At 42.6% G+C, this 10,932-nt stretch carries 11 protein-coding genes and 1 pseudogene; 7 read left to right on the top strand and 5 right to left on the bottom strand.

Annotated elements, in window-relative coordinates; all coding sequences use genetic code 11:
* The 3 genes from ACNPNW_RS15645 to ygfZ all read left to right on the top strand — a co-directional run.
* Positions 1-270: transposase (locus ACNPNW_RS15645; protein WP_448767138.1), on the top strand; the 270-nt coding region annotated here is incomplete at its 5' end.
* A 252-nt stretch (positions 271-522) separates the two neighbouring features.
* Positions 523-2,646 (top strand): multicopper oxidase family protein, encoded by a 2,124-nt coding sequence (locus ACNPNW_RS15640; RefSeq protein ID WP_448767137.1) that lies wholly within the window; start codon positions 523-525, stop codon positions 2,644-2,646.
* Positions 2,647-2,760: 114 nt separating this feature from the next.
* The gene (gene ygfZ, locus ACNPNW_RS15635; protein WP_448767136.1) at positions 2,761-3,486 is read left to right on the top strand and encodes a CAF17-like 4Fe-4S cluster assembly/insertion protein YgfZ; all 726 of its coding nucleotides are present in this window, start codon (positions 2,761-2,763) and stop codon (positions 3,484-3,486) included.
* Positions 3,487-3,538: 52 nt separating this feature from the next.
* Here the strand turns inward: ygfZ and ACNPNW_RS15630 are convergent, their stop codons facing one another.
* Complete coding sequence (locus ACNPNW_RS15630) at positions 3,539-3,784, bottom strand: hypothetical protein (RefSeq protein WP_004645929.1); 246 nt, start codon at positions 3,782-3,784, stop codon at positions 3,539-3,541.
* Between the two features lie 262 nt (positions 3,785-4,046).
* Between ACNPNW_RS15630 and ACNPNW_RS15625 the strand changes: the two genes are divergently transcribed.
* Positions 4,047-4,844, top strand: coding sequence for a tetratricopeptide repeat protein (locus ACNPNW_RS15625; protein ID WP_448767135.1), 798 nt, complete (start codon positions 4,047-4,049; stop codon positions 4,842-4,844).
* Positions 4,845-4,927: 83 nt separating this feature from the next.
* Here ACNPNW_RS15625 and ACNPNW_RS15620 read toward each other — a convergent pair.
* The 3 genes and pseudogenes from ACNPNW_RS15620 to ACNPNW_RS15610 all read right to left on the bottom strand — a co-directional run bounded on the left by ACNPNW_RS15620 (position 4,928) and on the right by ACNPNW_RS15610 (position 8,360).
* Positions 4,928-5,835 (bottom strand): annotated as a pseudogene (locus tag ACNPNW_RS15620) (AEC family transporter).
* 60 nt (positions 5,836-5,895) lie between these two features.
* Complete coding sequence (locus ACNPNW_RS15615; RefSeq protein WP_180038982.1) at positions 5,896-7,005, bottom strand: NADH:flavin oxidoreductase/NADH oxidase; 1,110 nt, start codon at positions 7,003-7,005, stop codon at positions 5,896-5,898.
* A 92-nt stretch (positions 7,006-7,097) separates the two neighbouring features.
* Positions 7,098-8,360: a carbohydrate porin gene (locus ACNPNW_RS15610; RefSeq protein WP_448767134.1), complete on the bottom strand. Its 1,263-nt coding sequence runs from the start codon at positions 8,358-8,360 to the stop codon at positions 7,098-7,100.
* Between the two features lie 400 nt (positions 8,361-8,760).
* On the opposite strand from ACNPNW_RS15610, the gene mutM reads away from it, so the two are divergent.
* Positions 8,761-9,621, top strand: a complete 861-nt coding sequence (mutM, locus tag ACNPNW_RS15605; protein ID WP_195725633.1) for a bifunctional DNA-formamidopyrimidine glycosylase/DNA-(apurinic or apyrimidinic site) lyase — start codon at positions 8,761-8,763, stop codon at positions 9,619-9,621.
* Positions 9,618-9,902: a peptidylprolyl isomerase gene (locus tag ACNPNW_RS15600; protein WP_004281718.1), complete on the top strand. Its 285-nt coding sequence runs from the start codon at positions 9,618-9,620 to the stop codon at positions 9,900-9,902. The genes mutM and ACNPNW_RS15600 overlap by 4 nt, the downstream gene beginning before the upstream one ends.
* Positions 9,903-9,986: 84 nt before the next feature.
* On the opposite strand, the gene mscL is transcribed toward ACNPNW_RS15600, so the two are convergent.
* Complete coding sequence (gene mscL, locus ACNPNW_RS15595; RefSeq protein WP_004281717.1) at positions 9,987-10,427, bottom strand: large conductance mechanosensitive channel protein MscL; 441 nt, start codon at positions 10,425-10,427, stop codon at positions 9,987-9,989.
* A gap of 221 nt (positions 10,428-10,648) precedes the next feature.
* On the opposite strand from mscL, the gene ACNPNW_RS15590 reads away from it, so the two are divergent.
* On the top strand, positions 10,649-10,932 hold a 284-nt coding region (locus ACNPNW_RS15590), incomplete at its 3' end, for a helix-turn-helix domain-containing protein (RefSeq protein WP_448766646.1).

Below are 10,932 nucleotides of genomic sequence, written 5' to 3'. Positions count from 1 at the left end.
GGATATGACTCTGAATCATTAAGAGAACAAATATCTGTGAAAAAAACTAAAGCGAATATTCCAAGAAAATCAAATACTCAGTCAAATAATGATCATATGGATTGGTATTTATATAAAATCAGACACTTAGTTGAGAATGCATTTTGTAGGTTAAAGCAGTTCAGAGGAATAGCAACACGATATGATAAGCTAAAGTGTAGCTATGAGGGGGCAGTTGCATTAGCTTGTATATTTATTTGGCTACCTTTATCGGGTAAATTCTATACTTGAAATGTCAACAGACCCTAATATAAACCACTAATATCATTAATAAATAATTAATTTTATGTGCATTTTTTTAAAGATAAAAAAATATAGTCTCACTGGTTTTCATAGGCCTGTCCTGCCGCCGCATTTAGCAAAATTTCAATCCCCTAATTTGGGATAGCAGATTTTCTAAAACTGTCAGAACCTCAGTGTGACGCATGTCACGTTATTCACAATCCTCACATTAAAACAATAACCATAACAGGCAGAACTGAAATGTTGAAAATCGCAATATTCGGAGCTATAGCCGCCATTTTGACGCTCTTAGCTCGCGGTTGGGATGGAACAAAAAATCCATCACCACCGTCCAATCCATCTAACCCGTCCCAACCCTCTCATCCCTCACACCCAATACATCCACCCAAGCCATCACATCCCGTTCCGACAACATCAGACAGCTTAATTAGCAACCCACCTCTGTTACCGAAAAGTGCCAAGGGCAAATATGAGCTGATCGTGGCCTATAAAACCAGCAAACTCTATAACCCTAGAAACGGATTATGGGATCAGGTACTGCTGAGAGGCTATTTAACCAAACCCAGTTTATTTGATAAGAAAAAAACCGGTGAATATGTCGAGGATCAGCTGGTCGGACCACAGATTCGGGTCAAACAGGGTGAAACCATGGCGCTTAACCTGAATAACCAGCTGCCACCCGAGTCAGAAACAACCTGCCCAACTCATGTTGAGAATGTAAATGAACCACACTGCTTTAATACCACCAACCTGCATACCCATGGCTTCTGGGTCAGTCCTCAAGGCAATAGCGATAATGTCTTTTTGAAATTCAAACCTCAGGAAAAATTTGATTATCAGTTCAAAATGGAACCGAATCATCCCGCAGGGACTTACTGGTATCACGCTCATCTGCATGGCTCAACTGCTCTTCAGGTGTCGAATGGCATGGCAGGTCCATTGATTGTTGAAGGCTCAAGAACACCAAAAGTCAAAAATGGCAAAGTCACCTCAACTGGAGATATGGATATTCTATGGAAAGAAAAAAACAGTTACCCGAACGAAAACATCCTGTTGTTCCAGCAAATCCAATATCGCTGTAGCAACCCCGATCCTAATATCACATTCGCTGTTCCCAATAACTGTGAAGGTGTAGGTATAGGCATGCTGGAAAATTATAATGACCTCGCTGCATTTGCCTCCTGGGGCGACAATAACTACTACACCTCTATCAATGGTAAAATTTTAGGTGAGATCAAAGCAGAACAGAATCAGTTTAACCGCTGGCGCATGATTCATGGTGGTGTACGCGATACCATTGGTTTAATCATTAAGGAAATTCCTAACTCCAGTAAATTTACTGCAGAACAAACCATTAAAGCCTGTACAGTCTATCAGGAGGTAGACAAGAAAGCTGAATTTGAGAAACTGAATAGCCTGAATGTGCATACTATCGCGCAAGATGGCTTGACCATGAATCATGTACAGACCAGAATCCTGTCCGTGTTCCATCCAGGCTATCGTCATGATGCAATGGTCGCCTTTCCGACCACCAATAGATACTGCATTTTTGACACCAAATTGAATATCGATGATGAAATTAACGCGCCATTACCGAATGTAGGCCCTCAAATTGCTCCAAATCACCGCTTCAATGCCCAGCTGCTGGGATGGGTCAATGTAAAAGCAGCCAAGACCAAGGCTCAGACTGCTGCCCAGTTCCTGAAAGATCGGGCACAAAAAATTGGTTTAAGCAAAGACATTCAGACCCAGTTATCTCAGCTTAATCTTTCCGCATTTAGTGATCATCCATCACTGATGACGAAAGAGATTGATAAGGTGGTTGCTGCCCGACCAAAACAGTACAGTGCTTTTGTGCTGGCTTTTGCGAATGGCTTGAAATTTGGCTTTCGCCATAAAGAAGGTGGTGACTTAATAAGTTTTGGAGATTTCTTTGATGGAGATGGTTCAGTGGATGGCGAATATGTCCGTCAGTTACAAGTTGGACAGACTGATGAATGGGAACTGACCAGCGCTGGTTTTGGTGGTCATCCGTTCCATATTCATGTTAACCCGTTCCAGATTGTTAAAATTTTGAATCCCCAAGGTAAGGATGTCAGTGAGTCAGTAGCTCCAGAAGATCCGGTAAATCCAGTTCTGGATGATGTGCAATACCGTGGCATGAAAGGACAGTTTAAGGACACGCTTTTTGTAAAACAAAACTATACCTATATTGTCCGCAGCCATTACAAGAAATTTGAAGGTGACTTCGTACAGCACTGCCATATCCTCGACCATGAAGATCAGGGCATGATGGAAACCGTACGGGTCTGTGGAGGCAAATTCCCTTGTGATTCGCCATTACCGGCTAGCCATCACCACTAAAGATCTGCTCGCTAAAAGCCAATGATTTCGATTGTTGGCTTTTTTGTTTGCCTCTATTTGATGCTTGCTGCACAATAACTGCATTGATTTATAGTATTCAAACCGGGGCTTATTATGGCAGCGTCTCCTGCTTTTACATTGTTTAGTCTGAATGGTGTAGATGCACAAAAATTCCTTCAAGGTCAGGTGACTTTGAATACTGAAACTTTGGCGGAAAACCAGACACGCTATACTGCAATCTGTAGTCTGAAAGGACGCATCCAATTTGGCTTATGGCTTAAAAAAATCAGTCCGGAAAGCTTTGAAATCGTGAGCATTGCAGATCAGGCTACGGAACTGGCCAATCATATTAAAAAATTTGGCGCCTTTTCAAAAATGAAACTGGAATTGGTCGGTCCGGTTTATCCAGTCATCAATGGCATTCATACTGACTTTGTGGCAACTGAAACCGATGTGACGATGTGGGAACAGCAAGCCATTGAATCAGGTCAGGCCTGGATTCAGGCGGCTACCGCCAATCTGTTTCAACCACAAGAATTACGGTTGCATCAACGCGAAGGCATTCACTACGATAAAGGTTGCTACCTGGGTCAGGAAGTGATTGCGCGCCTGTGGTTTAAGGCCAAGCCAAAACACTGGTTACATCTGGTTCAAGGCACAGGTGCCGCGCCTGATATTGCGACCAAATTGAGTAATGATGTTGAAATCGTCAATAGCATCGCGATTGAAAATGGTTATAAAGCGCTAGTCGTGGCAAAACCTGAAGCATTGAACGAGCTAGGTCTAGAAGTTCTGGAACTTCCTGAAGCCTTAAGTGGTGATGTGGCGCGTCCGCAATAATGAGTGCTTAGCACATAAAAAAAGCCAAGATGAAATTCTTGGCTTTTTTGTTTTAGAAACCATGAAACAGCTTGTTCATGTCTTTCACGACATAGTCTTTGAAATGATAGGCTCGCGCATGTTTGGCATCAAACTTTGCCGTGAGTTCACCTTTTTGAAAGACATATACTCGGTCTTCCTGACTCATCAAAAACTCTGCACCAAGTTTCATCAGCAGCGCATCAATCTTGTCTTCATCGGCAATCGATTCATCAGCATTGATTCTGTCATAGTGACGTTTAATGGTTTTGACAAACATGGTGAAATCCTGGGAGTCTGATTCAAACCGAGATTTAACCAGAGAAGTCGTCTTAAGCAAAGTAATCCTTTTGATATCTGCAAGATTGAGCAAAACCTGTCCAAATCATGCATCGATTTAAACGGTATATTGTGCTTTGATGATTTGTATTTAGTGACAAATTGTATATTTACAAAGCACAAAATCCTTTTATGATGTAAGTGAAAATGATTAAAACCGCACCAAGGAATAAGGTGCCAGCAATAATAAGGTTATAGGAACCATGAAAAAATTAGTACTCGCTACAGTTCTTGCCCTTTCTGCACAATTCGCTCTGGCAAATACCGTAAAAGATCAAGTCGATCCCCAATTCCAAAAAGTTGAGGCCATGGTCAAAGCCAATAACTTTAAAGGTGCCTATGACGCTTTGAATCAATTGGCCAGTCAGGGAAATGCCCAAGCTTTATATAACTTAGGTTATTTAACCCAAACCGGCCAAGGTACAGCCAAGGACGAGAAAAAAGCCATTCAGCTTTACGAGCAGGCAGCCAGCAAAGGCTATCCGGTGGCCAATTATGTACTGGGTAAAAATTATGCAGCCGGCACACTCGGACTCAAACAGGATTTGACCAAAGCCAAACAGCACCTGGAACGCGCTTCGGCAGCCAAATTTGATGATGCCAGCATTGATCTAGCCATACTGCTATTTTCTGAAAATACGGCAGCGTCAAATAAAGCCGGACTACAAAAGCTGCAACCGCTGATCAGCAAAGGCAATATGCAGGCCATTCATGCCAAAGCCTTATATGACATCAGCAGCGGTTTCAAAAACAAAGATGAAAAACCGATTCAGCAAGGCCTAAGCAGCATTCAGGAACTGGCAAAAAAAGGTTATATTCCAGCGCTGATGGCAGTAGGTAATATGTTTGCCAATGGCAGTATTGTTCCGCAAAACCTGCCAGAAGCGAAGAAAATCTTTGCCGCACTGGCGCAGCAAAATGTTCCACAGGCCAAAGAGTCTTTGGCAGCGGTAGACAAAATGCTGGCTGAGCAGAAAAAAGCACCTGCGAAAAAGAGTTAAGTTAATTCCACAAAATTAAAATATAAAAAGCCCCATGCAATTTGGGGCTTTGTTTAATGGCAGAGCTTCCATCTGCTAAAAGATTACCCCCACCACAAGGCAATTAAGCCACTGGTCACGATAAAACCGGCAATGGTACTCATCAACAATGGCGTTAAAGTTCGATCATTCAGACCATACGCCTGTCCCAACATGCCAAAAATCGAATGAGCGTACCAGCATGGACCATTTCCTGACTTAAATCAGTTAACTGGCTCAGTCCCAGATACATCAATAACGGCATCATGATATTGCTGGAAAATACCAGATAGAAACTTTGCAGATTGACATATTTCAGACTCATTCCTACGATCCCGCCGCCAATGGCAAACAAGGCCAATGGTGAGGCCGTCTGACCCATCAAGGCGAAGACCTGATCGAGATAGACTGGAATTTTAATCTGGAAAACCGCACAGGCCATGCCGAGCATGACCCCCATAAATAAGGGATTCTTTAGCAAAGTCAGCAGTACACTTTTCAGAATGGCGCCGAGATTTGCCTGATGTTGTGTGCCCAGCGCAGCCATGACCAGCACCAGCGGAATCAGCAACATGCTTTCGATGATCACCACCAGAGAGGTATAGGTCATCGCCTGTTGCCCAATCAATAAGCTGAGCACAGCCGTACCAATCAGGCCGGTATTCGACATTGCAGCGCCCAGCGACAGCACTGCACTTTGCGAATGCGTATTTTTAAAATGACGGCGCATGATCCAGAAGCCGCTACCATAGAGCACTAAGGTCACGCTGCTATATACTGCAAAGTATTCAAAATACCAGATTTCATGCAGGTCCTTGGAGGCAAGGGACTGAAAGAACAGCAAGGGCAAGGCTACTTTAATCACAAAAGCACCGACCGTCCCCACCTGCTCTTTGCTTAACACTTGACTCTTTACAGTCAGATAACCCAGTGCCAACAATAAAAATATGGGCACAATGACCGCAAAAATCATAATGCAGTATCCTCTTGCCAGTGATATTCCATTATAAGAATTTCTGAGACTAAAGCAGTGTTAAAAAGGCTCAAACAGGTGATTCAAACCATGCGGTGCACAGCGCAGATATTGCGGTGAAATTTTGATTTTTTCCTCAAGTGCTGCCGCTGCATGCCAAGGCCAATGTGGATCATAAAGAATGGCACGAGCCAGTGCGATGGCATCAGCTTGACCTTTTTGCAAAATATCTTCTGCCTGCTTAGCTTCAGTAATCAAACCGACGGCAATCACGGGAATACTCACGACTTTCTTGATCGCATCTGCAAAAGGCACCTGATAATTCGGCTTCACATCGATGTTCTGTTTAGCATGTAAGCCGGCACTGGAAATATGAATATAAGCAGCACCCGCAGCTTCTAGTGCTTTGGACAATTCAATTGAAGAATCAATGGTCCAGCTATCTGGCTGATCCATCCAATCGCTGGCCGAAATACGTACTCCAATCGGATAACCTTCTGGAACCGCCGCTTTCATGGCTTGTAATACTTCCAGAGTCAGGCGAATCCGGTTCTCCAGTGAGCCGCCATACTGATCATTACGTTTATTTGAAAGTGGTGACATGAACTGATGCAGTAAATAACCATGCGCTGCATGCAGCTCAATTAGGTCAAAACCGGCCTCAACTGCACGTTTGGCACTTTCTGCAAAGTCAGCAACGACCTGCTCAATTTCCGACTGGCTTAAGGCCTTAGGTGGATGCTCATCTGCCTGAAAAGGAATATCACTGGCAGAAACAGTTTGCCAGCCATGTGCTTCATCCGGCTTAAACTGACCTTTACCTGCCCATGGTTTATCTGTTGAGGCTTTACGTCCGGCATGTGCGAGTTGAATAGCAAAAGGCATCGGGGAAATGGATTTGAGTTTTTCCAGTAAGGTCTTGATCTGCATTGCCTGTTCGTCATTCCACAAGCCCAGATCGGCATAACTGATCCGGCCTTCTGGCTGTACCGCAGTCGCTTCGACAATACATAAACCTGCACCCGATAAGGCATAGTTGGCCCATTGCTGCTCGTGCCAATAGGTAATTTCCCCCTGCTCTGTTGCAGAGTACTGACACATCGGCGCAATTACGATTTTATTTTGAAGTTGCAGTGATCCAAATTGAATAGGTTGAAATAGTAATGCCACGCTGTATTTCCTCTTTTTATTGCACAGTTTCACTCTAGAAATAAAAACAGGCTCCCAAGAGCCTGTTTAGTTATAACGTGAACGATCAAACTTTAGAAGATGATTCGTGTAGTCAAACCGAGTACCAGTGCATCATCCACATTGTTGCTTGAACCTGGATTAATGACATATTGCAGGTTTGGACGCAGCATCAGCCAGTTTGTTGCGTTATAGCTATAGTTCAGTTCAATATTGTATTCTGCACTCGCATCAAAATTCAGATTCTTGATCCGGTCATTAATATGTACACGATTGACCGCCAGACCTAAAATATCATTCGGCTGGCTGTCCGCAAGACCGATATATTTCAAACCGATTTGTTGTGAATTATCCACTTTATTGGTATCGCGGTCATGCCAGGTAAAGTTGGCAAATGAATGCAAACCCTGACGGCCCTGACCTGTAGACGTTAACTGTTGTTCTACAGCTAACCAGCCTGCAAAGGTACGGTTTTTGGCATCAGTAGGATTGGCAATATCTTTTTGGTTGGCAACATCATCGGCCGTATTGTACATCCCGCCAACCCGGTAGCTGCCTGGCAGGCCATTCACTAATGATTTCGGTGTCCAGATTACTTCTGCTGGAATTGTCACGCCATCTGCATGGTCGGTATCCAGACTCCAGCCTTGACCTTCTTTAGCGCCATTACCATTGTCTGGATTAAACTCATACACACCGACTTGTACCGCAAGTTCAGGATTGAGTTGCTGCTTCACGCGCGCACCCCATTGTGCTACAGGCGTATTCATCCAGATATTGCCCTGCCATTTACCCATCTGTGCAGCACAAAATGCCGTACTGGCAAAATCACAAGCCATGACATTAAAATCCATGCCCAGACCAAGACGACCCGCCTTAATACTGAGCCCTTGATCTTTATAATTCTTTTCAATAGACAGCTCGCTCAGACGGCTATCCTGATTACCACGCCCAAAAGTGCCTTGTACATTGGCCAGCTGTGGTGCATTAGGATCCTGCAAGTCACGAACAGAGGTACTTTGACCCTGGCGTGCACTCATCACGGCACGTACAGTGACACCATTCCATCCCGCCAGCTTTTCCATATCCAGTTGAGTACCCAGCCATAATTGGGCAGAAGTTAATGGATCTGCGCCGTCATTACGACCACCATCAGCAAGATAAGCAGTATCGGTTAATAGATTGGCTTCAAATTTAATTCCCTGTTGGGCCAGTTCTGTACGTTGACCATTCCAGTCCCCCAGTAAATACTGACCTTGTGGATCAAATGCAGATTCCGCCTGAGCGGTTGTCATGGCAGCCATTAAAGGCAATAGAGCTAGACCTAAATATTTCATGTAAAACCTAAACATTCGGAGAGAAAAACAAGCAAGGTTTTTAAATTGCTATTAGGTGCATGAATTTACATAACTTTTCATACAAATTCCTAGCATTTTTTTTATTACTCATTAAACTTTTAGTTATGTCTTAAACATAAAAATATAATTTTTATTTAAAAAATCTTAAATTATTTATATATTTTTCATCAGCTTATAATGTATTGATAATTTCCATTCGATTTACTTCTAAGAAAATTCGCTATAAAAACATAGAAACCCAGTTTATTCTTTAAACAATTACAGCTTAAATAAATATGAAATACCTAGTCATTTTCCAGCGATTTCACCCAGATTAACGCTTGCAATCCCAGCCAATTCACCCAATATTAGCTGCATCTCCCCTCGCCACTGATGCGTTATGCCTGAATTACCAGAAGTTGAAACCACCAAAACCAGTTTATTACCCTTATTGGAACAACGCGTCCAACGTGTTGAAGTGCGTCAGTCAAGTTTGCGTTGGCCCATTCCAGAGAATATAGAAAAGCTGGTAGGGCAAAAATTACTGAAACTCACTCGCCGTTCTAAATATATTCTGGCGGAGTTTGAACACGACACTATGCTCTGGCATTTAGGCATGTCGGGGAGTTTCCGTCTATGCGATGGCAATGAAGAATTACGCAAACATGACCATCTGATCATTCAGTTTGATGATATCGAACTGCGTTATCATGACCCTCGCCGTTTTGGTTGCATTCTTTGGCTGGATGCACAATCACAAAGCAAATTGATTGACACGTTGGGGCCAGAACCCTTAAGCGAGAACTTTAATGCCAAGTATTTATTTGAAAAATTGAAGAATAAAAATGTTGGCACCAAAGTTGCAATTATGGATAACCATGTGGTGGTGGGCGTAGGCAATATTTATGCGACCGAAAGTCTGTTTAATCTGGGGATTCATCCGGCACAACCTGCCTCGACTTTAAGCTTGATGCAGATCGAAAAGCTAGTTCTGGAAATCAAGCGCATCTTGAAACAGGCGATTGATCTGGGTGGTTCAACCTTAAGAGACTACACTAATGCTATGGGCGAAAATGGCTATTTTCAGCAAACCCTGCTGGCTTATGGCCGTGCCGGTGAAATGTGCGTGAACTGTGAAACTACGCTTGAAAATATCAAATTGGGACAACGTGCTTCAGTTTTTTGTCCTGAATGCCAACCTTTGAAAAAGATCCAGCTCCCTGTCAAAAAAGTGGCAACTGTACGAGGGAAAAAGTCATGAAGACAGCTATTGTGCGTCATATTCTGGTTAAAGATAAAGAAACTGCTGAACAGCTTAAAAAGAAGATTTTAAGTGGCGCCGACTTTAATAAAATCGCAAAACAATATTCCACCTGTAATTCTGCCAAACGTGGCGGTGAGCTAGGTGAAGTGAAGAAAGGCCAGCTGGTTCCAGTGATTGATAAACTGGTTTTTACTGCCGCTGAACGTGTATTACATGGTCCGGTCAAAAGCCAGTTTGGTTTTCATTTGGTCGAAATCAAATTCCGGATGGATTTTTAATATTTATAAATCCCTCCTTACCTCCCCCTTTGTCAAAGGGAGGAGTTCCCTTTTTATAAAGGGGATTTAGGGGGATTAGAAAAATTAGACTTGAGGTGGACGCTTTTTCAATTCATCACGAATTTCACGCAGTAATTCAATATCGGCTGGGGTAGTCGGAGTTTCCTCGACTGGGCCTTCTTGTTTACGTAAACGGTTCATGAATTTCACCAATAAAAATACGACCCAAGCCAAAATTAAGAAGTTAATTAAAATCGTTAAGAAGTTACCGTAAGTCAGTACATTTACACCGGCCTTAGTTAATGCATCCAGAGATTGTAAATTGTCTGGGTTTCTTCCTAAGATAAAGAATTTTTGGGTAAAATCGACGCCACCACCGGTGATCACCGTAATTAAAGGCATAATGATGTCTTTCACCAATGAATCGATGATCTTGCTAAAAGCACCACCGATAATGACACCAATCGCCAGATCCATCATGTTGCCTTTGATCGCAAACTCTTTAAATTCTTGAATAATGCTCATATCTGCTCCTATATTTTATTTTCAAGTTTTGGGTCAAATTATACCTGAATAAATACTTTTAATTTTGACTTAGTTTAATGCGTTTTAGTAAATTGTGATTTAAGCATAACGTAAATACGCAGATTCAAATCTCAAGTGCGACACATTTGTAGTTAGTTGAAAAAGTTAGGTGTATTCGTAGAATCATTGGACTTTTTCAACTCGCAATTGGAAAGCACACAATGAAGAAATACACCCAACTTTCTCAAGATGAAAGATACGAAATTTATGCTACTTTGAAAAGTAAAAGTTCAATCGCTAGCCTTGCTCGGGAGTTAGGGCGTTCACGATCAACCATCTACCGTGAATTAAAAAGAAATACTGGGCAACGTGGATATAGAGCTCAACAGGCAGCGAAATTTGCAAGTCAAAGACGGTACCGTCCTTCATCACCCATGACAGCATTTGCCTTCGCTTATATTGATTACTTGATTGGCTTGGACTGGTCACCAGAACAAATTTTAGG

The organism is Acinetobacter endophylla, assembly GCF_053543775.1.
Note: the sequence above shows the minus strand (reverse complement) of the source record. Positions and strands in the feature narration are given on the sequence as shown.